At 74.0% G+C, this 20,982-nt stretch carries 19 protein-coding genes; 11 read left to right on the top strand and 8 right to left on the bottom strand.

The annotated features are described in order from the left end of the window. The first annotated feature begins 43 nt into the window (after nt 1–43). From ACZ63H_RS08860 to ACZ63H_RS08845, 4 genes are all read left to right on the top strand, one after another. On the top strand, nt 44–1,069 hold the full coding sequence (locus tag ACZ63H_RS08860) for an esterase-like activity of phytase family protein (protein WP_469863117.1): 1,026 nt from the start codon (nt 44–46) through the stop codon (nt 1,067–1,069). 754 nt (nt 1,070–1,823) lie between these two features. Beyond that, nucleotides 1,824–5,543 carry an ABC transporter ATP-binding protein gene (locus ACZ63H_RS08855; protein WP_469863116.1) on the top strand — a complete coding sequence of 1,240 codons (3,720 nt, stop codon included), beginning with the start codon at nt 1,824–1,826 and terminating at the stop codon, nt 5,541–5,543. A 110-nt stretch (nt 5,544–5,653) separates the two neighbouring features. After that, nucleotides 5,654–6,043 (top strand): hypothetical protein, encoded by a 390-nt coding sequence (locus ACZ63H_RS08850; protein WP_469863239.1) that lies wholly within the window; start codon nt 5,654–5,656, stop codon nt 6,041–6,043. Nucleotides 6,044–6,148: 105 nt separating this feature from the next. After that, nucleotides 6,149–7,576, top strand: a complete 1,428-nt coding sequence (locus ACZ63H_RS08845; protein ID WP_469863115.1) for a S28 family serine protease — start codon at nt 6,149–6,151, stop codon at nt 7,574–7,576. Here ACZ63H_RS08845 and ACZ63H_RS08840 read toward each other — a convergent pair. Continuing rightward, nucleotides 7,573–9,420 carry a glycoside hydrolase family 3 protein gene (locus ACZ63H_RS08840; RefSeq protein WP_469863114.1) on the bottom strand — a complete coding sequence of 616 codons (1,848 nt, stop codon included), beginning with the start codon at nt 9,418–9,420 and terminating at the stop codon, nt 7,573–7,575. The two genes, ACZ63H_RS08845 and ACZ63H_RS08840, sit on opposite strands and share 4 nt — an antisense overlap. Nucleotides 9,421–9,605: 185 nt before the next feature. Here ACZ63H_RS08840 and aroA point away from each other — a divergent pair, with 185 nt between their 5' ends. Next, nucleotides 9,606–10,841, top strand: a complete 1,236-nt coding sequence (gene aroA / locus ACZ63H_RS08835; RefSeq protein WP_469863113.1) for a 3-phosphoshikimate 1-carboxyvinyltransferase — start codon at nt 9,606–9,608, stop codon at nt 10,839–10,841. 28 nt (nt 10,842–10,869) lie between these two features. Here the strand turns inward: aroA and ACZ63H_RS08830 are convergent, their stop codons facing one another. The 3 genes from ACZ63H_RS08830 to ACZ63H_RS08820 all read right to left on the bottom strand — a co-directional run bounded on the left by ACZ63H_RS08830 (nt 10,870) and on the right by ACZ63H_RS08820 (nt 14,099). Further along, complete coding sequence (locus ACZ63H_RS08830; RefSeq protein ID WP_469863112.1) at nt 10,870–12,117, bottom strand: MFS transporter; 1,248 nt, start codon at nt 12,115–12,117, stop codon at nt 10,870–10,872. Nucleotides 12,118–12,204: 87 nt separating this feature from the next. Next, the gene (locus tag ACZ63H_RS08825) at nt 12,205–13,005 is read right to left on the bottom strand and encodes a sugar phosphate isomerase/epimerase family protein (protein WP_469863111.1); all 801 of its coding nucleotides are present in this window, start codon (nt 13,003–13,005) and stop codon (nt 12,205–12,207) included. Nucleotides 13,006–13,049: 44 nt separating this feature from the next. Beyond that, entirely contained in the window at nt 13,050–14,099 is a 1,050-nt protein-coding gene (locus ACZ63H_RS08820; protein WP_469863110.1) for a LacI family DNA-binding transcriptional regulator, read from the bottom strand. Nucleotides 14,100–14,314: 215 nt separating this feature from the next. Between ACZ63H_RS08820 and ACZ63H_RS08815 the strand changes: the two genes are divergently transcribed. The 4 genes from ACZ63H_RS08815 to ACZ63H_RS08800 are packed head-to-tail and all read left to right on the top strand — an operon-like array spanning nt 14,315 to nt 17,977. Further along, a complete protein-coding gene (locus ACZ63H_RS08815) occupies nt 14,315–15,466 on the top strand; it encodes a Gfo/Idh/MocA family protein (protein WP_469863109.1) in 1,152 nt (383 codons plus the stop codon). Further along, nucleotides 15,463–16,614, top strand: coding sequence for a dihydrodipicolinate synthase family protein (locus ACZ63H_RS08810; RefSeq protein ID WP_469863108.1), 1,152 nt, complete (start codon nt 15,463–15,465; stop codon nt 16,612–16,614). The genes ACZ63H_RS08815 and ACZ63H_RS08810 overlap by 4 nt, the downstream gene beginning before the upstream one ends. Beyond that, nucleotides 16,611–17,444, top strand: a complete 834-nt coding sequence (locus tag ACZ63H_RS08805; protein ID WP_469863107.1) for a sugar phosphate isomerase/epimerase family protein — start codon at nt 16,611–16,613, stop codon at nt 17,442–17,444. Before ACZ63H_RS08810 ends, ACZ63H_RS08805 begins: the two co-directional genes overlap by 4 nt. A gap of 8 nt (nt 17,445–17,452) precedes the next feature. After that, the gene (locus ACZ63H_RS08800; RefSeq protein ID WP_469863106.1) at nt 17,453–17,977 is read left to right on the top strand and encodes a hypothetical protein; all 525 of its coding nucleotides are present in this window, start codon (nt 17,453–17,455) and stop codon (nt 17,975–17,977) included. Between the two features lie 2 nt (nt 17,978–17,979). Here ACZ63H_RS08800 and ACZ63H_RS08795 read toward each other — a convergent pair whose 3' ends face one another. Both ACZ63H_RS08795 and ACZ63H_RS08790 read right to left on the bottom strand, forming a co-directional pair. Next, nucleotides 17,980–18,201, bottom strand: a complete 222-nt coding sequence (locus ACZ63H_RS08795; protein ID WP_469863105.1) for a DUF397 domain-containing protein — start codon at nt 18,199–18,201, stop codon at nt 17,980–17,982. After that, complete coding sequence (locus ACZ63H_RS08790) at nt 18,188–19,015, bottom strand: helix-turn-helix domain-containing protein (RefSeq protein WP_469863104.1); 828 nt, start codon at nt 19,013–19,015, stop codon at nt 18,188–18,190. The genes ACZ63H_RS08795 and ACZ63H_RS08790 overlap by 14 nt, the downstream gene beginning before the upstream one ends. Nucleotides 19,016–19,143: 128 nt before the next feature. Here ACZ63H_RS08790 and ACZ63H_RS08785 point away from each other — a divergent pair, with 128 nt between their 5' ends. Together ACZ63H_RS08785 and ACZ63H_RS08780 are read left to right on the top strand one after the other, a co-directional pair. Then, on the top strand, nt 19,144–19,347 hold the full coding sequence (locus ACZ63H_RS08785) for a hypothetical protein (RefSeq protein ID WP_469863103.1): 204 nt from the start codon (nt 19,144–19,146) through the stop codon (nt 19,345–19,347). Next, the gene (locus ACZ63H_RS08780) at nt 19,344–19,646 is read left to right on the top strand and encodes a hypothetical protein (protein ID WP_469863102.1); all 303 of its coding nucleotides are present in this window, start codon (nt 19,344–19,346) and stop codon (nt 19,644–19,646) included. The genes ACZ63H_RS08785 and ACZ63H_RS08780 overlap by 4 nt, the downstream gene beginning before the upstream one ends. Here the strand turns inward: ACZ63H_RS08780 and rbsD are convergent. Both rbsD and ACZ63H_RS08770 read right to left on the bottom strand, forming a co-directional pair. Continuing rightward, nucleotides 19,643–20,032, bottom strand: a complete 390-nt coding sequence (rbsD, locus tag ACZ63H_RS08775; RefSeq protein WP_469863101.1) for a D-ribose pyranase — start codon at nt 20,030–20,032, stop codon at nt 19,643–19,645. The genes ACZ63H_RS08780 and rbsD overlap by 4 nt on opposite strands. Further along, nucleotides 20,029–20,958 (bottom strand): ribokinase, encoded by a 930-nt coding sequence (locus ACZ63H_RS08770; RefSeq protein ID WP_469863100.1) that lies wholly within the window; start codon nt 20,956–20,958, stop codon nt 20,029–20,031. Before ACZ63H_RS08770 ends, rbsD begins: the two co-directional genes overlap by 4 nt. Between the last annotated feature and the right edge of the window lie 24 nt (nt 20,959–20,982).

Here is a 20,982-nt window from a genome sequence, read left to right as displayed (position 1 = left end):
GGGGCCTTCCAGGACCTCCCCGCCTTCCCCGGTGTTACCGCCCGTGCGCCAGGGACCTCCTTTCCCCTCCCCCCCCCCGGCTTGTGGGGTTTCCCCCCCCCCCCCCCCCGCCGGGCCCGCCGCCGCCCACTCGCCGGGCACCCACGCCTGTTCGCCGTACGCCGTCCTCGACCGCTTCTCCGACGCGCTCGACAAGACGACGTACGAGGGCACGTACACCGGCAACCTGTCCGCCCTCGCCGTGGACCGGGACGGCTCGCTCGCGGCCCTCGGGGACCGCTCGTCCCTCTTCCGGCTCGACGCCCGTACCCTCCGGCCGGAGGCGGTCGTCCGCCTCGCCGACGAGAAGGGCGCCGACCTCGACTCCGAGGGCCTGGTCGTGGACCGCGACGGCACCCGGCTGGTGTCCTCCGAGACCGAACCGTCCGTGCGCCGCTACAGCCCCGGCGGCGAGATCCTGGACCGGCTCCCGGTGCCCGCCGCCCTCCGGGTGGCCCCGGCCGGCCGGGCCACCGCCAACCAGACCTTCGAGGGCCTGACCCTGCTGCCCGGCGGCCGCACCCTGCTGGCCTCCATGGAGTACGCGATAGCGGGCGACTCCGCCGGCATCGTCCGCTTCCAGACCTGGCAGCGCCACCGGGGACGCTTCACGCCCGCCGCCCAGTACGCCTACCGCACCGACCCCGGCCTCGGCGTCCCGGAGGTCCAGGCCACCCCCGACGGCCGCCTCCTCGTCCTGGAGCGCGGCTTCACCGCCGGCGTCGGCAACACCGTCCGCCTCTACCTCGCCGACCCCCGGCGCGCGACGAACACCGCCGGCATCGAGAACCTGACGGGCCAGAGCGGAGTCCGGCTCGTCGAGAAGACCCTGCTGGCCGACATCGCGGCCTGCCCGAGCCTCGGCGCCACGGCCAGGCAGCCCCAGCCCAACCCCCTGCTGGACAACATCGAGGGCATGACGATCACCGGCCGCGACGCCAGGGGCCGCCTGAAGGTCCTCCTGGTCAGCGACGACAACCAGAACCCGGCCCAGACGACCCGTTTCTACTACCTGCGGGTACGCACCTGACGGAAGCCCCGCGACGAACCACCCGCCGCCCGCTCACGGCTGTGATCCGCCATGCGGAAGCGTCCGGCCCGTCGTCCGCCGCGGCCGAGCACGGGCCGTGAACCGGCGCGCCCGCCTCCGGTCGCGGTCCCGGCCCCGGAGGCAGCGGTCGGGGGCCCGCCCGCTATCCGGTCGCGGCCCGGCACCCGGCCGTGGGCCGTCGTGCGGAAGCGTCCGGCCGGTCGTCCGCCGCGGCCGTGCACGGGCCGTGGGCCGGCGCGCCCGCCTCCGGGCGGGGGCTCGGCTCCGGAGGCAGCGGTCGGGGGCCCGCCAGCCATCCGGTCGCGGGGCGGCGCCCGGCCGCGGGCCGCCCGAAGGGAGGGGCCGTCAGCCGTACTCCGGTCGTGGCCCGGCACCTGGCCATGGGCCGGCGCCCGGCCGAGGGCCGTCGTGCGGAGCGCCTGGGCCGTCGTGCGGAAGCGTCCGGCCCGTCGTCCGCCGCGGCCGAGCACGGGCCGTGGACCGGCGCGCCCGCCTGCGGTCGCGGACCCGGCCCCGAAGGCAGCGGTCGGGGGCCCGGCCCCGGAGGCAGCGGTCGGGGGCGCCGCCCTGGGGGCGCCGGGTGCGCGCCCGGCCCCGGAGGTACCGGTCGCGGGCCCGCCCGCCGCTTCCCCCCGCGCGCCGGCCCGCCCGCGGAATTGTTGCGGAGGGATGAAATCCGCATCGGCCCGCGTTGGTGTGTTGCGGCAGGGCAGGACGAACGGAAGGCACCGGCGTGGCAGCGCAACGGGGATGGGCACGGCGGCTCGCGGGATACGCCTGGCGGTATCCGAAGGACGTCGTCCTGGCCCTCGGCTCCTCCCTCGCCGGCATGGCGGTGATGGCCGTCGTCCCCCTGATCACCAAGGTGATCATCGACGACGTGATCGGCGACCACAGCCGTGCCATGGCCCCCTGGGCCGGCGCCCTCATAGGCGCCGCCGTCCTCGTCTACGTCCTCACCTACGTCCGCCGCTTCTACGGCGGCCGGCTCGCCCTGGACGTCCAGCACGACCTGCGGACCGAGATGTACCGGACGATCACCAGGCTGGACGGCCGCCGCCAGGACGAGCTGTCCACCGGGCAGGTCGTCGGCCGCGCCACCAGCGACCTCCAGCTGATCCAGGGCCTGCTGTTCATGCTCCCGATGACCATCGGGAACGTCCTGCTCTTCCTGATCTCCCTGGGGATCATGGCGTCGCTGTCGCTGCCGCTGACCCTGGTCGCCCTCGCCGTCGCCCCCGCCCTCGGCTGGATCGCCCGGCGCAGCCGCACCAAGCTGCACCCGGCCACCTGGTACGCCCAGGCGCAGGCCGCCGCCGTGGCCGGCGTGGTCGACGGCGCGGTCAGCGGCGTGCGCGTGGTCAAGGGCTTCGGGCAGGAGGAGCAGGAGACCAACAAGCTCCGCGAGGTCGGCCGCCGGCTGTTCGCGGGCCGGCTGCGCACGATCCGCCTGAACAGCCGCTACACCCCGGCGCTCCAGGCCGTCCCGGCGCTCGGCCAGGTCGCCATGCTGGCCCTCGGCGGCTGGCTCGCCGTGCACGGCCACATCACGCTCGGCACCTTCGTGGCCTTCTCCACCTACCTGGCCCAGCTCGTCGGCCCGGTCCGGATGCTCGCGATGGTGCTCACGGTCGGCCAGCAGGCCCGGGCCGGCACCGAACGCGTGCTGGAGCTGATCGACACCGAGCCGACCCTGACCGACGGCACCAGGGAACTGCCCGCCGACGCGCCCGCGACCGTCGAGTTCGACGACGTGACCTTCGGCTACGACGACGGGCGCCCGGTCCTGAAGGGCATCAGCTTCGAGATCCGGCCCGGCGAGACCCTCGCCGTCGTCGGCTCCTCCGGCTCCGGCAAGTCCACCCTCTCGCTGCTCCTGCCGCGCTTCTACGACGTCCACCGGGGCGCCGTCCTGGTCGGCGGCCACGACGTGCGCGAACTGACCCTGGACTCGCTGCGGGCCGCCATCGGACTCGTCCCCGAGGATTCGTTTCTCTTCTCCGACACCGTCCGCGCCAACATCGCCTACGGCCGCCCGGACGCCACCGACGAGGAGATCGAGGCAGCCGCCCGCGCCGCCCAGGCGGATCGTTTCATCGCCGAGCTGCCCGACGGCTACGCCACCAAGGTCGGCGAACACGGCCTGACCCTCTCCGGCGGCCAGCGCCAGCGCGTCGCGCTCGCCCGCGCCCTGCTCACCGACCCCCGCCTGCTGGTCCTGGACGACGCCACCTCGGCCGTCGACGCGCGCGTGGAGCACGAGATCCACGAGGCGCTGAAGCACGTGATGCGGGGCCGCACCACCCTGCTCATCGCCCACCGCCGCTCCACCCTGAACCTCGCCGACCGCATCGCCGTCCTGGACGGCGGCCGGCTCGCCGACCTCGGCACCCACGACGAGCTCCAGGAACGCTCGGCCCTGTACCGCCGGCTGCTCACCGACCCGGACGAGCTGGGCGGTGTCTCCCCGGGCCACGCCCGCCCGGCCGCGCCCGCCGACGACACCACCGTCCGCGACGAGCTGGACGCCGAGTTCGACGCCGAGCGGGGCGTCACCCCCCGGCTGTGGACCGGCGACCGCGAGCGCAAGGACCTGGCGCTCGCCGGCACCCCGGCCACCCCCGAACTGCTCGCCCAGGTCGAGGCGCTGCCCCCGGCCACCGACACCCCGGACATCGACGAGGGCCGCGCGACGCTGCCCGAGGACTCCTACGGCCTGCGCCGCCTGCTGCGCGGCTTCTGGCCGCCGCTGCTGGTCAGCCTGGCCCTGGTCGCCGTGGACGCGGGCGCGGGCCTGCTGCTGCCGGTGCTGATCCGGCACGGCATCGACTCGGGCGTGACCCGGATGGCGATCGGCGCGGTGTGGGCGGCCTCCCTGCTCGCCCTGCTGACCGTGCTGGTGCAGTGGGCCGCGCAGATCGCCGAGACCCGGATGACCGGGCGCACCGGCGAACGCGTGCTCTACACCCTGCGGCTGAAGATCTTCGCGCAGCTCCAGCGGCTCGGCCTGGACTACTACGAGCGCGAGCTGACCGGCCGGATCATGACGAGGATGACCACGGACGTCGACGCCCTGTCGACCTTCCTCCAGACGGGCCTGGTCACCGCGTTCGTCTCGGTCGTCACCTTCTTCGGCATCATGGGCGCCCTGCTGGTCCTCGACGTGCGGCTCGCCCTCGTCGTGTTCGCCACCCTGCCCCCGCTGGCCGTGGCCACCTTCTTCTTCCGCCGGGCCAGCGTGAAGGCGTACGAGCTGGCCCGCGAGCGGGTCTCGGGGGTCAACGCCGACCTCCAGGAGACCGTGGCCGGGCTGCGCATCGTGCAGGCGTTCCGCCGGGAGCGGGACGGCGGCCGGCGCTTCGCCGAGCGCAGCGACGGCTACCGGCGCGCCCGGGTGCGCGGCCAGCGGCTGATATCGGTGTACTTCCCGTTCGTCCAGCTGCTGTCCTCGGTCGCGGTGGCCTGCGTACTGATCGCGGGCGCGCACCGGGTCGAGGCGGCCACCCTCACCACCGGCGCCCTGGTGGCCTACCTGCTCTACATCGACCTGTTCTTCGCGCCCGTCCAGCAGCTCTCCCAGGTCTTCGACGGCTACCAGCAGGCCACCGTCTCGCTGGGCCGCATCCAGGAGCTGCTGCGCGAGCCGACGTCCACCGGGACCGCGGACGCCCCGCTGGAGGTCCTGTCGCTGCGCGGGGACATCGCCTTCGAGGACGTGCGGTTCGCCTACGGCGACGAGGAGGAGGCCCTCACCGGCATCGACCTGACGATCCCGGCCGGGCAGACGGTCGCCTTCGTCGGCGAGACGGGCGCGGGCAAGTCCACGCTGGTCAAGCTGGTCGCGCGGTTCTACGACCCGACCGGCGGGCGGGTCACGGCCGACGGCACGGACCTGCGCGACCTGGACCTCACCTCCTACCGGCACCGGCTCGGCGTGGTCCCGCAGGAGGCGTACCTCTTCCCGGGCACCGTCCGCGACGCCATCGCCTACGGCCGGCCCGACGCCACCGACGCCGAGGTGGAGGCGGCGGCCCGGTCGGTCGGCGCGCACGAGATGATCGCCCGGCTGCCGGGCGGCTATCTGCACGAGGTGGCCGAGCGCGGCCGGAACCTCTCGGCGGGCCAGCGCCAGCTGATCGCCCTCGCCCGCGCCGAACTCGTCGACCCGGACGTGCTGCTGCTGGACGAGGCCACGGCCGCCCTGGACCTGGCCACCGAGGCGCAGGTCAACCGGGCCACCGACCGGCTGGCGGGCCGTCGTACCACGCTGGTGGTGGCGCACCGGCTGACCACCGCCGCCCGGGCCGACCGGGTCGTGGTGATGGACCACGGCCGGGTCGCCGAGGACGGCACCCACGAGGAGCTGCTGGCCCGCGGCGGCCGGTACGCCGAGCTGTGGCGGACCTTCGTCGGCCGGTCCGAGCCGGAGGAACCGGTCGGCGCGGCCCGTTGAGGCCCCCCGCCGAAGCGTTCCGCTGACGGTCGTGCAACCATCCGGCACACGCGTGCGTCCGTACATCAGTACGGAGACGGGGGAGTGTGACCGGGTACGGGGAGGACGAAGTGGGCAGTGGTGGGATACGCCGGCGACTGGCGGTCGGTGCGGCCGTGCTGGCCGCGTCCGGGGCGCTCGCGCTGACGGCGACGGGGACCGCCGAGGCCGCGTCCGGCGGCTGCGCCGGGCGTGAGGTGCGGACCCTGCCGTTCAAGACCGGCATCACCCACGTCTACAAGAGCGCCGGCTACGTCTGCGCGGTGACCGTCGCCCGGAAGCCGGGCCCCGCCCAGACCATGTCGGTCAGCGTGCAGGCGCGCGGCAACCGGCCGGTCGTCGACAAGGGCCGCTACACCCACCACGCCGGCCCGGTGACCGTGCACGCCGGGCACCGCTGCGTGTGGATCAAGGGCGCGGTGGGCCGCTACTCCGTCAGCTCCGGCTGGATCCTGTGCTGAGCCGCTGACCGGCGGCCGGCCGGCGGACAGCGCAACGTCCTCTGGTGGGGCGGAACCCGCTGGGATAGTTTCCGGCGCACATCCTTCTCACAGGGGAGAGTGCGCATGCGCAAGGCGCTCAGATGGCTGCTCGCGCTCACGGTGCTCATCGGCACACTGGGCACGACGGTCCAGGCGGCCACCGCCGCCGCAGACGAGCCCACCGACATCAAGGACGAACTCCTGTCGATACCCGGCATGAGCCTGACGGAGGAGAAGCCCTACCCCGGCTACCGCTACTTCGTCCTGACCTACACCCAGCCGGTCGACCACCGCCACCCGGACCGGGGCACCTTCCAGCAGCGGATCACCGTGCTGCACAAGGACGCGAGCCGCCCCACCGTCTTCTACACCGGCGGCTACCACGTCTCCACCAGCCCCTCGCGCCGCGAGCCCACCCGGATCGTGGACGGCAACCAGGTCTCCCTGGAGTACCGCTACTTCACCCCCTCCCGCCCCGAGCCGGCCGACTGGTCCAAGCTCGACATCTGGCAGGCCGCGAGCGACCAGCACCGGGTGTTCCGGGCGCTGAAGGCCGTCTACCCCGCCAACTGGCTGGCCACCGGCGCCTCCAAGGGCGGCATGACGGCCACCTACTACGAGCGGTTCTACCCGGACGACATGGACGGCGTCGTCGCCTACGTCGCCCCGAACGACGTCGTGAACGACGAGGACTCGGCCTACGACCGCTTCTTCGCCCGCGTCGGCACCAAGGAGTGCCGGGACCGGCTGACCGCCGTGCAGCGCGAGGCGCTGGTGCGCCGCGAGCGGCTGGAGGAGAAGTACGCCGCGTACGCCGCCGGCAAGGGCCTCACCTTCGACACCATCGGCGGCCTGGACCGGGCCTACGAGGCGGTGGTGCTGGACTACGCGTGGGGCTTTTGGCAGTACAGCCTGCTCGACGACTGCGACACGGTCCCGGCGGACGCCGCCACGGCGACCGACGACGCGCTCTGGACCTCGCTGGACACCGTCTCCGGCTTCGACGCCTACACCGACCAGGGACTGGACCCCTACACCCCGTACTACTACCAGGCCGGCACCCAGCTGGGCGCCCCCGTCATCCACTTCCCCGGCATCGACCGGCGTCTGATCCGCTACGGCTACCAGCCGCCCCGCAACTACGTCCCCCGCTCCATCCCGATGCGGTTCCAGCCGCGGGCGATGCGCGACGTGGACACCTGGGTCCGGCACCACGCCACGCACATGCTCTTCGTCTACGGCCAGAACGACCCGTGGGGCTCGGAGCGCTTCCGGCTCGGCGCGGGCGCCCGTGACTCCTACGTCCTCACCGCGCCCGGCATGAACCACGGCGCGAACGTGGCGAGCCTGGTCGAGGGGGAGAAGAGCCTCGCCACCGCCCGCATCCTGGCCTGGGCGGGCCTCCCGCCGGCCGCCGTGGACCAGGCGAAGCCGCTGGCCCGCTACGACGCGCGGCTGGACGCCCGGGACCCGGAGCGGGAGCCCGCCCTGCGGCCCCGGGCGGCCGGCTAGTACCGCAGCCCGTGCCCGACCGGGTACAGCACCCGTGCCGGGTCGTCGGCCCGCTGCACCGGCACGGGAAGCCGCCCGCGCGGGGCCACCCGGCCGGCCAGCACCCGTGCGGCGGCGCGCAGTTCGACGTCCGTCCAGCAGTACGTGGCCAGGCAGGCCCGGACGGCGGGCAGCTGCGCGATGTCGTACGGGTTGCGGATCGCCACCACGGCCACCGGCTTGCCGGTGGCCAGCAGGCGGTCCACCAGGGTCCGCTGGGAGCTGCCCGCCGTCACGTTGTAGGTGGCCACCACCACCGCGTCCGCGTCCCCGGCCGCCGCGACCGCCTTGTCGGTGCTCGCCGGGGAGGGCGCGGTGCCGGTGGACAGGGCGGTGGCGGCGAAGCCCAGCTCGGTGAGGGCGGCGGCCAGCACACCGGTGGGCGGGCCGGTGGTGCCGGAGGGGGAGGCCGGGTCGGCGCCGACGACCAGCACCCGGTGTTCCCGGCGCCGGTCGAAGGGCAGCGTGCCGTCCTCGTTGACCAGCAGCGTGGTGGTGCGCTCGGCGATCCGGTCGGCGGCGGCCAGGTGGGTCCCGGTGCCCACCGTGCCCTCGATGCGGTCCGCGTGCGACCAGGGATGGTCGAACAGTCCGTACCGGGCCTTCAGCCGCAGGATGCGCAGGACCGATTCGTCGAGCCGGTCCTCGGTCAGCTCGCCCTCGCGCACGGCCGTCAGCACCGCGTTCCAGGCCACGTCCAGCGACGGCGGGTTGAGCAGCTGGTCCACGCCGGCCTTCAGGGCGAGCACCACCACCCGGTCGTCGCCGTACTTGGCGCGCACGCCCTGCATGCCGAGGGAGTCGGTGACGACGACCCCGTCGTAGCCGAGTTCCTCGCGCAGGATGCCGGTCAGGACGGGCCGGGACAGGGTGGCCGGGTCGCCGGAGCCGTCCAGGGCCGGGAACTGGATGTGCCCGGTCATGACCGTGTCGACGCCCGCCCGGATCGCGGCCCGGAACGGCACGGCGTCCAGCTCCTCCCACAGCTCGCGGCTGTGCGTGATGACCGGGAAGCCGTAGTGGCTGTCGACGGAGGTGTCCCCGTGGCCCGGGAAGTGCTTGGCGCTCGTCGCGACCCCGGCCGACCGGTACCCCCGCACCTCGGCGGCGACCAGCGCGGCGACCGCGTCCGGGTCGGCGCCGAAGGAGCGCACCCCGATGACCGGGTTGGCCGGGTTGACGTTCACGTCGGCGTCGGGGGAGTAGTCCTGGTGGATGCCGAGCGCGCGCAGTTCGGTGCCGGAGATCCGGCCGAGGGTCCGGGCGTCGGAGCGGGAGCGGCCCGCGCCGATCGCCATCGCGCCCGGCAGCAGCGTGGCGGGCCTGCCGATCCGGCACACCGCGCCGTGCTCCTGGTCGGTGGCGACGAGCACGGGCAGCCCGCGCGGCTGGTCGAGCGCGGCCCGCTGGATGCCGTCGGACAGGGCGGCGATCTGGTGCGGGTCGCGGGTGTTGTGCGCCCAGGTGAAGTAGATGATGCCGCCGACCCGGTACTTGGCGATCAGCTCGGCGGCGGTGCGGGCGCCCAGCTCCTTCAGGTTGGTGTCGGCGTCGGCCTGGTCGGGGTCGGTGGCGGAGTGGCCGTAGACCCGCGTCACGAACAGCTGGCCGACCTTCTCCTGAAGCGTCATGCGGGAGATCAGGGCGCGCAGCCGGCGGTCGTCGGCGGCCTGGGCGGCCGCCGGGACCGTCAGCGCGGCGGTGAGGCCCGCGGTCGCGGCGAGGACGGCGCGCCGGGACGGCCGTACGGCGTTTCTTCGCGTGCTTCCCGTGCCGGTGTCGCTTCCCGTGCTGGTGTCGGGCACGTGCGCTCCTTCCAGAGGAGAACCGCTGAAGGAAACTTCCGAGGAGTCACGAATATCCGGGAAGTTTCTTTCCGTCAAGGGACTGCACAGTAACCAGGAAAGGGCCGCCGGCCGGGGATTCCCGGGGCGCGTCCAGCCCCTGGACGGCCCGGGCCGCGCGCCGGACGAGCCGTCATCATGCGGCCATGCCCGCAGTCGAGATTCCCGGTTCCAAGTCCATCACCGCCCGCGCGCTCTTCCTCGCCGCCGCGGCCGACGGCGTCAGCACCCTGCTGCGGCCCCTGCGCTCCGACGACACCGAGGGCTTCGCCGAGGGCCTGACCCGGCTCGGCTACCGGGTCGCTCACGCCCCGGGGGCGTGGCGGATCGAGGGCCGCCCGCAGGGCCCCGCCGTGCCGGAGGCCGACGTCTACTGCCGCGACGGCGCCACCACCGCCCGCTTCCTGCCCACCCTGGCCGCCGCCGGCCGCGGCACCTACCGCTTCGACGCCTCCCCGCAGATGCGCCGCCGCCCCCTCGGCCCGCTCACCCGCGCCCTGCGCGGCCTCGGCGTGGACCTGCGGCACGAGGACGCCGAGGGCCACCACCCGCTCACCGTGCACGCCGCGGGCGTCGAGGGCGGCGAGGTCGTGCTGGACGCCGGCCAGTCCTCCCAGTACCTGACCGCGCTGCTGCTGCTCGGCCCGCTCACCCGCACCGGACTGCGCATCCGGGTCACCGACCTGGTGTCCGCGCCGTACGTGGAGATCACCCTCGCGATGATGCGGGCGTTCGGCGTGGACGTGACCCGCGACGGCCCGGTGTACGACGTGCCGCCCGGCGGCTACCGCGCCACCACCTACGCCGTCGAGCCGGACGCCTCCACCGCGAGCTACTTCTTCGCCGCCGCCGCGCTCACCCCGGGCCGCGAGGTCACCGTGCCCGGTCTCGGCACCGGCGCCCTCCAGGGCGACCTGCGCTTCGTGGAGGTGCTGCGCCGGATGGGTGCCGACGTGGAGGTCGCCGGGGACCGCACGACCGTGCGCGGCACCGGGGAACTGCGCGGGCTCACCGTGAACATGCGGGACGTCTCCGACACGATGCCGACGCTGGCCGCGATCGCGCCGTTCGCCTCGGGCCCGGTGCGCATCGAGGACGTCGGCAACACCCGGGTGAAGGAGTGCGACCGCCTTCAGGCGTGCGCGGACAACCTGCGGCGGCTCGGCGTCGGGGTGGCGACCGGACCGGACTGGATCGAGGTCCGGCCCGGTGCCCCGGCGCCCGGGGTGGAGATCAAGACCTTCGGCGACCACCGCATCGTGATGTCCTTCGCCGTGACCGCCCTGCGCGCGCCCGGCCTGACGTACGACGACCCCGGCTGCGTGCGCAAGACGTTCCCCGGTTTCCACGAGGCGTTCGCGGCGCTGCCCGCCGCCGGCTGACGGCGGCCGGCCGCCGGCACCGGGCCGCTCACGGTACGGCCGGGTCCGCCGCGGGCGCCTCGCGGTCGCGCAGTTCGGGGGTGGCCGTGGCGACCCCGGCGACCGCCAGCACGCACAGCACCCCGCCGGTCACCAGCGCGGTGGTGCCGGAGGTCCAGCCGGCGAGCAGGCCGCCGCGCGCGTTGCCGAGGCTCGGGCCCGCCTGGCCGACGATCTGCTCCGCCGCGGTGACCCGGCCGAGCAGCGCGTCCGGGGTGCGGGTCTGCACGATCGTGGACCGGGAGACCACCGCCGTGGCGTCCGCCGCCCCGGCCAGCACCAGCAGCGCGAGGCCCAGCCAGGGGTTGGTGGACAGGCCGAACAGGACCAGGGACGCGCCCCAGGTGGCGGACGCGCACAGCATCACCGGGCCCGGCCGGGCGAGTCGGGTCAGCGAGCCGGACAGCGCGGCCGCCGCGACCCCGCCGACCGCCAGCGCCGACAGGAACAGCCCGAGGGTGCGCGGGTCGTCGCCGAACCGTTCGGCGTTGACCAGCGGGAAGAGGCTGCCCGGGAACGACAGCACGGTGGCGGCCAGGTCGGTGATCAGCGCACCGCGCACCACCCGGTGCCCGGCCAGGAACCGCAGCCCGTCCAGTGCGCCGCGCAGCCCCGGCCGGGCGGGCGCCCCCTCGGGCGGCAGCGGGGGCAGCCCGAAGGCGCCGTAGAAGGCGAGCCCGAAGCTCAGGGCGTCCAGCAGGTAGCAGACGCCCATGCCGAACCAGCCGAGCAGCACCCCGGCCAGCGCGGGCCCGATCAGCATCATCGACTGCCAGGTGACCTGTTGCAGCGCGAGCCCGGCGGCCACCTGGTCCTTGGGCAGCAGCCGGGGCAGGAACACCCCGGCGGCCGGGGCGCCGAGCGCGCCGAACGCGGACTGCGCGGCGACCAGCAGCAGCACCCCGGCCACCGGCACGTGCCCGGTGAAGCCCTGCGCGGCGAGCGCGAGGGAGCAGACCGCCTGGCCGACGGTGGCCGCGAGGTACACCCGCCGCCGGTCGGCCCGGTCCGCCCACGCCCCGGCGAACAGCCCGAACCCGGCCAGCGGAAGCGCCTGGGCGAGTCCCACGGCGCCGGTCCAGGCGGTGCTGTGGGTCTGGTCCCACACCTGGTACATGACCGTCACCATGGTCATGAACCCGCCGAGCACGGACACGGACCGCCCGAACAGCAGCCGCCGGAAGACGGGCGAGGTGCGCAGCGGCCGTATGTCGACGAGGGAGCGGGCGAGGCTCATGAGCGGAGGCGGGCGCACGGCCCCGGCAGCGGTGTCACCGGGGGAGGCTAGCCGCGCCCCCCGGTGCCCGCCAGCGAATATCGCCGCTCAGGCGGCCTCCCCCAGCAGCCGCGCCAGGTGCTCCCGCCCGTCGCCGAGCAGCTCCTCCAGCGGCGCGGCCGACTCGTGCCAGCGCTTCTCGTACTCCCAGCACAGCCAGCCGTCCCAGTCCCGCCGGGACAGCACCTCCACGCACTCGGCGAGCGGCAGCACCCCGGCGCCGAGCGGCAGCGGGGTGGTGTCCCCGGCCGAGGCGACGTCCTTGACCTGGACGTAGCCGAGGTGCGGGGCGAGGGCCGCGTAGCTGTCGGCCGGCTGCTCGCCGCCCCGCCAGGTGTGCAGCACGTCCCACAGCGCGCCCACGTGCCGGTGCCCGACCGGGCCGAGGATCCGGATCGCGTCGGCGCCGGTGCGGTGCGAGTCGTGGGTCTCCAGCAGGATCCGCACGCCGAGCGCGGCGGCGTCCTCGGCGGCGGCGCCGAGCCGCCGCGCGGCGATCGCGTCGGACTCCTTGCGGGGCCGGTCGGCGTCGGCACCCGGGAAGACCCGCACGAAGGGCGCCCCGAGGTCGTGCGCCAGCCCCAGCAGCTCCCGGATCTCCGCCAGCACGGGCCCGTCCTCGCCCGGCGCGGCCACCCGGGCGTACCCGGCCAGCCCCACCACCTCCACCCCGGCCCCCCGGAACAGCGCGGCGGCCTCCGCGCGCTCGGCGGGACCGAGTCCCGGATGCACCGGTTCCTCGGGATGGGCCCGCAGCTCGACGCCGTGGTACCCGTGCGCGGTCGCGAGCGAGAGAACGTCCGGGAGGGGCAGCCCGGGGACACCGAGGGTGGAGAACGCCAGCTTCATGAGGTCGTCGCGTACCCGCCGACCGCCGGTGTCATGCACCGCCCTCAGGTCGTCCGGGGCACGCCCGTGGACCCCCGCACCATCAACTCCCCGCGTATCGAGGCGATACCGCCCGGCGGGGGCTCCTCGCGGCCCATGGCGACGCGGCCCGCCCTCGCGCCCGCTTCCGCCAGGGGCAGGCGGACCGTGGTCAGGGAGGGGACCGCGTCGAGGCTGAAGGGGAGGTCGTCGAAGCCGGCGACCGAGACGTCCTCGGGGATGCGCAGCCCGGACTCGCGCAGCGCGGCGCACGCGCCGAGGGCGACGGAGTCGTTCGCGGCCACGATCCCCGTCAGGGACGGATCGCGGCGCAGCAGTTCCAGCGTGGCCTCGTAGCCGGATCGGCGGTCGTAGCGGCCGTACACCGTCCGGCGCGGGTCGTCCTCGACGCCGGCCGCCGCGAGCGCGGCGCGGTGGCCCTCCAGGCGGTGCCGGGTGGTCGTCCGGTCCCCGGGCCCGGCGATGTAGCCCAGCCGGCGGTGGCCGAGGCCGAGGAGGTGGGCGGTCAGCGCGCGGGCGCCGCCCCGGTTGTCGAAGGTGAGCGCGATGGCGTCGGTGTCCGGCGCCGGGGGCCGCCCGCACAGCACCACCCGCGTCCCGGCGTCCGCGAGCTTGCGCAGCTTCGCCGCCACCGCCGCCGCGTGCGGCACGTCCTCCACGGCCCCGCCGGTCAGCACCACGGCCGCCGCCCGCTGCCGCTGGAGCAGCGTCAGATAGGTCAGCTCCCGCTCGGCCGACCCCCCGGTGTTGCAGACGACCGCCAGCCGCTCCCCGCCGGCGCGCCCGCCGGGCCCGCCGATCTCGCCCTGGATCGCGCTCGCCATGATCCCGAAGAAGGGGTCGGCGATGTCGTTGACGAGGATGCCCACCAGGTCGGAGGTGGCCGCGGCGAGCGCGCTGGCCGGGCCGTTGAGGACGTAGTCCAGTTCGTCCACCGCCCGCAGCACCCGTTCCCGGGTGGCGGCGGCGACCGGGTAGTTGCCGTTCAGCACGCGCGACACCGTCGCGGGGGAGACCTGGGCGCGGGCCGCCACGTCCGCCAGGGTCACGGTCATCTCGTCGTCCTCCGGTCACGCGTCGTGTCGTACGCCCTCGTGGAACGGCCAGGACGGTGTCCTGGCCCCGACCTGACCTTAAGGCCCCGGCACCCGAGTTGTTCGCCCGCTCGAACAACTCGGCGGGGAACACGGTCTTGTCCAGACCACGTGCAGAGGCTAGCTTCTCACCAGATAGAAAGCGCTTGCTACACCGGACCGCGAAAGGGACTCACGTGACACGCAAGACGGTGCGAATCGCCATGAACGGCGTGACCGGGCGCATGGGCTACCGCCAGCACCTCGTCCGGTCCATCCTCGCCCTGCGCGAGCAGGGCGGCCTCGACCTCGGCGACGGCACCGTGCTGTGGCCCGAGCCGATCCTGCTCGGCCGCCGTGAGCACGCCCTGCGGGAGATCGCCGACCGCCACGGCCTCGACCACGTCTCCACCGACCTGGACGCCGTCCTCACCGACCCGTCCGTCGACGTCTACTTCGACTCCCAGGTCACCTCCGCCCGCGAGGAGGCCCTCGCCAAGGCGATCGGGGCCGGGAAGCACGTCTACACCGAGAAGCCCACCGCCACCGGCCTGGACGGCGCGCTCCGGCTGGCCCGACTCGCCCACGACAAGGGCGTCCGGCACGGCGTCGTCCAGGACAAGATCTTCCTGCCGGGCCTGCTGAAGCTGAAGCGCCTCGTCGACGGCGGCTTCTTCGGCCGGATCCTCTCCGTGCGCGGCGAGTTCGGCTACTGGGTCTTCGAGGGCGACTGGCAGGCCGCGCAGCGCCCCTCCTGGAACTACCGCGCCGAGGACGGCGGCGGCATCGTCGTCGACATGTTCCCGCACTGGGAGTACGTGCTGCACGAGCTGTTCGGCCGGGTGAAGTCCGTGCAGGCCCTGGCCACCACCCACATCCCGCAGCGCTGGGACGAGCAGGGCAAGCCCTACGACGCCACCGCCGACGACGCCGCCTACGGCGTCTTCGAGCTGGAGGGCGGCATCGTCGCCCAGATCAACTCCTCCTGGGCCGTGCGCGTCCACCGCGACGAACTGGTGGAGTTCCAGGTCGACGGCACGGAGGGCTCGGCCGTGGCCGGGCTGCGCACCTGCCGCGTCCAGCACCGCGGCGCCACCCCCAAGCCGGTGTGGAACCCGGACGTCCCCGCCACCGAGGTCTTCCGCGACCAGTGGCAGGAGGTCCCCGACAACACCGAGTTCGACAACGGCTTCAAGGCCCAGTGGGAGCTGTTCCTCAAGCACGTCTACGCCGACGCCCCCTACCACTGGGACCTGCTGGCCGGCGCCCGCGGCGTCCAGCTCGCCGAACTGGGCCTGAGGTCCTCCGCCGAGGGCCGCCGCGTCGACGTCCCGGAGATCTCGCTGTGACCCTCCGCCTCCCCGCCGCCGACGGCACCCTGCGGGCGTACGAGCCCCGCCCCGAGCCGCTCGCCTTCACCCCCGGCACGCCCTTCACCTCCCGTACGGTCTTCTCGGCGGCCCACGTCGTCGCCGACCCCTTCGCCGACGTCACGCCCGACTCGCCCGCCGCCGTCGACTGGGACGCCACCCTCGCCTTCCGCCGCCACCTGTGGTCCCACGGGCTCGGCGTCGCCGAGGCGATGGACACCGCCCAGCGCGGCATGGGCCTGGACTGGGCGGGCGCGGCCGAACTGATCCGGCGCAGCGCGGCCGAGGCCCGCGCCGTGGGCGGCCGGATCGCCTGCGGCGCCGGCACCGACCAGCTCGCCGCCGGCACCCTCGCCGAGGTCCGCGCGGCCTACGAGGAACAGCTCGCCGTGGTCGAGGAGGCCGGCGCCCAGGCCGTCGTCATGGCCTCCCGCGCCCTGGCCGCCACCGCCCGCGGCCCCGAGGACTACCTGGAGATCTACGGCCACCTGCTGCGCCAGGCCGCCGAGCCGGTGATCCTGCACTGGCTGGGCCCGATGTTCGACCCGGCCCTGGAGGGCTACTGGGGCTCGTCCGACCTGGACGCGGCCACCGGCACCTTCCTGGAGGTGATCGCCGCCCACCCGGACAAGGTCGACGGCGTCAAGATCTCGCTCCTCGACGCCCGGCGCGAGGTCGACCTCAGGCGCCGTCTCCCGCAGGGCGTGCGCTGCTACACCGGCGACGACTTCCACTACCCGGAGCTGATCGCGGGCGACGAGAAGGGCTTCAGCCACGCCCTGCTCGGCGTCTTCGACCCGCTGGGCCCGCTGGCGGCCCAGGCGGTACGCGTCCTGGACACCGGCGACGTGCCGGGCTTCCGCGCCCTCCTGGACCCCACGGTGGAACTGTCCCGGCACCTCTTCCAGCCCCCGACCCGCTTCTACAAGACGGGCGTGGTCCTCCTCGCCTGGCTCGCGGGTCACCAGGACCACTTCGCGATGGTCGGCGGCCTCCAGTCGGCCCGCTCCCTCCCGCACCTGGCCCGCGCCTACGAACTCGCCGACTCCCTGGGCCTGTTCCCCGACCCCGAACTGGCCGGGGAACGCATGAGGACCCTGCTGTCGCTGTACGGAGTGACCCGATGAACCCCGGCCTCGCCCGCTTCTCCGTCAACCAGATGACGGTCAGGCAACTGTCGCTGCCCGAACTGGCCGACGCCTGCGCCCGCCTGGGCATCACCCAGGTGGGCCTGTGGCGGGAGCCGGTCCAGGCGTACGGCGTGGAGGCGGCCGCCAAGCTGGTCCGCGACGCGGGCCTGACGGTGACCACCCTGTGCCGGGGCGGCTTCCTCACGGCCATCGATCCCGTCGAGCGGGCCGAGGCGCTGGGCGACAACCACGCGGCCATCGAGGAGGCCGCCGCGCTCGGCACGGACACCCTGGTCCTGGTCTCCGGCGGCCTCCCGCTGTTCAGCAAGGACCTGCACGGCGCCCGCGAACGCGTCGCCGACGCCCTGGCCGTCCTCGCGCCCTACGCGGCCGAACGCGGCGTGCGCCTCGCCATCGAGCCCCTGCACCCCATGTACGCGGCCGACCGCTGCGTGGTCTCCACGCTCGCCCAGGCCCTGGACCTGGCCGAACGCTTCCCCGCGGAGCAGGTGGGCGTCGCCGTGGACACGTACCACGTCTGGTGGGACGACCGGGCCCCCGCCCAGATCGCCCGCGCGGGCGCGGCGGGCCGCATCCACACCTTCCAGCTCGCCGACTGGACCACCCCCCTGCCCGAGGGCGTCCTCAACGGCCGGGGCCAGATCGGCGACGGCGCGATCGACATGCGCGAGTGGAGGGGCCGCGTGGAGGCGGCCGGCTACACGGGCCCCATCGAAGTGGAGCTGTTCAACGAGGAGTTGTGGGCGCGGGACGGGCGGGAGGTACTGGCCGAAACCGTCGAACGTTTCCTCGCACATGTGATCTGATAAGGGGCATGAGCGACACGCTGGGTCCACTGGAACGGATCGGCGGCCGCTGGGTCCTCGGCGACACCCGGCGGCCGGACGGCACGTGGGTGGAGTTCCGCGAGGAGGGACTCCACCAGCACGAACCGGACACCGGGGGCCTGCTGGTCCCGTGGTCCAGGATCATGCTGGGCGTGCGCGTCACCCTGGGCTCGAAGTACCCGCGCAGGGACCACGGGACGGGCCTGCGCAACGTCGTGCCGGGCCCCTGGAAGGGCCACGCCTCCGGCTACCTGCACATGACCCTGCGCCATCCGTACGAGGACCACGTCCTCCGGTTCGGCATGCACCCCGGCCTGTACGACCTGACCGAGGTGGTCCTGCTGGAGCGACTCCTCACCCACGCCGTGGCGGAGAAGCAACCGCACCGCCTGGCCGACCCTGACCAAGTGGCCCGCATGGTCGGGTACCTGGCCCCGCTGCGGCCCCGGACGTCCAAGGCGTACACCCGCGCGGTGACGGAGGCGTTCGGCCTGGCGGCCGGCCCGTCCTGACGTCAGCCCAACCGTCCTTCCTTGACGGCGGACACGAACGAGGCCCAGCCGTCCGCGGAGAAGAGGACGGCGGGGCCGGGGACGGTCTTGCTGTCGCGCACGGGTACGTCGGCGTGGTCACGGGCGACTTCGAGGCATTCCGATTGGCTGCCGTCGCTGTAGCTGGACTTGTGCCAACCGGTGAGGCTGGACGAGTCCGAGACCGTGCGCTCACTGCTGACCATGTGCGTGTTCCTTCGCTGCGGCTCTGACGAGGGCCAGTGACTCCTGCTGCGACAGGGCGTCACTCAGCGCCAGAGCGTAAGACGTCTGACACGCACTCACCGACGACGGGTCATCGATCAGTCGCCCGGTTTCGAACGCGTCGACGTACGCCACCGGAGCAGAGTCATCGAAACTCATCAGAGTGAGCAGGCTCGTCATGAGTGAGTGCGCGCCGACCCGGTATGGAAGGACATGCAGCCGGATCCGCCGTGCCTCGGCCATATTGGCGATCTTGTGCAGTTGTTCCGCCATGGTGTGAGGACCACCCACCGGGCGACGCAGCACGGCCTCGTCGAGCAGCGCCCAGATGACTGGGGCCGACGGTCCCTCCAGAATCTTGGCACGACTTGTTCGAGTGACAACTTCCCTGTCAAGGTCCTCATCTGTGTAGTTGGGGTGATAGGCGGCAAACACGGCCCGCGCGTACTCCGGTGTCTGAAGCAGCCCGGGAACGAGTGTGAGCGCGAACAACTGAATTAGTAACGCGTGTTGTTCCAGCTCGCGGGCGGCAGCGAAGCGAGGGGCGAAGAACTGACTCTCCAAATCCTCCAACCACCTCTCGAAGAACCCACCCGTCCCCAACGCCTGGTCGATCCGACGGGCGTCATCCGGCTTGGGGAGCCGCCTTCCCGCCTCCCAGTGACTGATCAACGTGGGGGAGCAGACCACGATCTCGCTGAGTTGCTCCTGGGTGAGGCCGGCCGCGATGCGTCGCAGCCTCAGTTCCTCCCCGTACTTCTCGCGCGGCGTCTTCGGCCTGCGGACGATGCTCATCCGGCCAACTCCCTTGGTGACAGGCGCAATGTCAACCCCCCGCCCCTGGCAGCGTAGCCACAACCGACCCCACTCTGTGAGGAAATCAGCACACACCGCAGTCACCGCAGGTGAGAAAGCAGGTCGGTATGACCCGTCTCCTGGCCCGGTTGGTCAGGCCGTCGCGTCGGCGCCGCAGGCCGGTCGCGTCCCCGCCGTACCCGGAGGTGTCCCCGTACTCGTGCCCGTACGTCGGCGGACCCACGGCGTACCGCAGGGGCGAGGCTCCCCTGCGCGGTGAGGACAGCCCGCTCGTCCGCCCGTACCTCGCCCTGGTGGAGACCCGCGCATGAACGAGCGGACGCACGAGGACCCGCCGGCGAACGGGCGCCTGCTCCCGTGGACCGGTGAGGAGGGCAAGCCCTGCTATGTGCTGGGCGACGGCACGGGCTATGTGTCCCGGCTCGCGGACCAGGTCGAGAGCGTGCAGCTCGGGATGGCCGGCGAGCTGATCGACCACGCGGCCGAACTCCTCACCGCGCACCGCCTGACGGACCGGGAACTGCACTACCTCGCCCGGCAGCTCACCGCGTCCCTGCGGGAGGTCAAACGGGTCGCGGAGAGCAGGGGGGCGCGGCTGCCGGGCGGTTAGAAGAACACCCCGCAGCGCAGCAGGACGTTCGCGTACGGGCGGGCCTCGCCCGTACGGACGATCAGCCGGGCGCCGGACGAGAGGTCCTTCAGGCGCTCGTGCGGGACGTAGGCCAGGTCGGGGAAGCGGCCGGTGAGCAGGGCCGTCGCCGCCGGGTTGGCCTCCCGGACCTCTTCGGCGGCCGTCGCGCCCTCCACCACCAGCTCGGCCAGCAGGCCGTCCAGGACGTCGGCGAAGGACGGCACGCCCGCCCGGAAGGCCAGGTCCACGACCCGGGGCCCGTCGGGTATCGGCATCCCCGCGTCACACACCAGTACTCCGTGGCCGTGACCGAGTTCGGCCAGCGCCCCGGCCAGGTGACGGTTCAGGATCCCCGCCTTCTTCACCGCGCACCCCCAGAACCGGCGGAGCCCGGCGCCTCGATCTCCGCCGCCGTCGGGTACGACTCCTGCGCGCCCCGCCGCGTCACGGCCGCCGCGCCCACCCGGGCCGCGTAGGCCGCCGCCTCCGCGAGGGTCGCGCCCGCGCCCAGCCGCCAGGCCAGCGCGGCGGTGAACGCGTCGCCCGCGCCGGTGGTGTCCACGGCGTCCACCTTCACCGACGGCACCAGGGACGTCCCCGAGCCGTCGCACACCAGCGCGCCCCGCGCGCCCAGCGTGACCACCACGGAGCGCGGCCCCTCGGCCAGCAGCAGCCGCGCCCAGTCGGCGGGGTCGTCGCCGGCCCGCGTGTCCCCGAGGATCACCCGGGCCTCGTGCTCGTTGACGATCAGCGGATCGCAGGCGGCCAGCACCTCGGCGGGCAGCTCGCGCGGCGGGGACGGGTTCAGCACGAAGCGGCTGCCCGGCGCCAGGCCGCGCACCACCTCCACGACCGTCTCCAGCGGGATCTCCAGCTGCGCCGACACCACCCGCGAGGCCCGGAACAGGCCGTCGGCGGCCCGCACGTCCTCGGGCCGCAGCCGCGCGTTGGCGCCCGGCGACACCACGATGCTGTTGTCCCCGTCCGGGTCCACGGTGATCAGCGCCACGCCCGTCGGTGCGCCGCCCACCAGCACGCCCGCCGTGTCCACCCCGGCCGCGCGCAGGGAGTCCAGCAGCAGCCGGCCGTGGCCGTCGTCGCCGACCCGCGCCAGCAGGGCCGTACGCGCCGTGAGGCGGGCCGCCGCGACCGCCTGGTTGGCGCCCTTGCCGCCCGGGTGCACGGCCAGATCGCCGCCGAGCACCGTCTCGCCCGCGGCCGGCCGCCGCTCGACGCCGATCACCAGGTCCGCGTTGGCCGAACCCACGACCAGCAGGTCGTAGTCGTACATGAGTTGACTCCCCTGAGAGATGAC

The sequence above is a fragment of the Streptomyces sp. NPDC104831 genome (assembly GCF_055583025.1).
This window is presented reverse-complemented; position numbering and strand designations above follow the sequence as displayed.

What these genes read in the sequence shown, in the direction of transcription:
- ACZ63H_RS08845 (WP_469863115.1), top strand. Translation starts at nt 6,149, where the DNA reads ATGCGCAAGGCGCTCAGATGGCTGCTCGCGCTCACGGTGCTCATCGGC.
- aroA (WP_469863113.1), top strand. Translation starts at nt 9,606, where the DNA reads ATGCCCGCAGTCGAGATTCCCGGTTCCAAGTCCATCACCGCCCGCGCG.
- ACZ63H_RS08830 (WP_469863112.1), bottom strand. Translation starts at nt 12,117, where the DNA reads ATGAGCCTCGCCCGCTCCCTCGTCGACATACGGCCGCTGCGCACCTCG.
- ACZ63H_RS08825 (WP_469863111.1), bottom strand. Translation starts at nt 13,005, where the DNA reads ATGAAGCTGGCGTTCTCCACCCTCGGTGTCCCCGGGCTGCCCCTCCCG.
- ACZ63H_RS08820 (WP_469863110.1), bottom strand. Translation starts at nt 14,099, where the DNA reads ATGACCGTGACCCTGGCGGACGTGGCGGCCCGCGCCCAGGTCTCCCCC.
- ACZ63H_RS08805 (WP_469863107.1), top strand. Translation starts at nt 16,611, where the DNA reads ATGAACCCCGGCCTCGCCCGCTTCTCCGTCAACCAGATGACGGTCAGG.
- ACZ63H_RS08800 (WP_469863106.1), top strand. Translation starts at nt 17,453, where the DNA reads ATGAGCGACACGCTGGGTCCACTGGAACGGATCGGCGGCCGCTGGGTC.
- ACZ63H_RS08795 (WP_469863105.1), bottom strand. Translation starts at nt 18,201, where the DNA reads ATGGTCAGCAGTGAGCGCACGGTCTCGGACTCGTCCAGCCTCACCGGT.
- ACZ63H_RS08790 (WP_469863104.1), bottom strand. Translation starts at nt 19,015, where the DNA reads ATGAGCATCGTCCGCAGGCCGAAGACGCCGCGCGAGAAGTACGGGGAG.
- ACZ63H_RS08785 (WP_469863103.1), top strand. Translation starts at nt 19,144, where the DNA reads ATGACCCGTCTCCTGGCCCGGTTGGTCAGGCCGTCGCGTCGGCGCCGC.
- ACZ63H_RS08780 (WP_469863102.1), top strand. Translation starts at nt 19,344, where the DNA reads ATGAACGAGCGGACGCACGAGGACCCGCCGGCGAACGGGCGCCTGCTC.
- ACZ63H_RS08770 (WP_469863100.1), bottom strand. Translation starts at nt 20,958, where the DNA reads ATGTACGACTACGACCTGCTGGTCGTGGGTTCGGCCAACGCGGACCTG.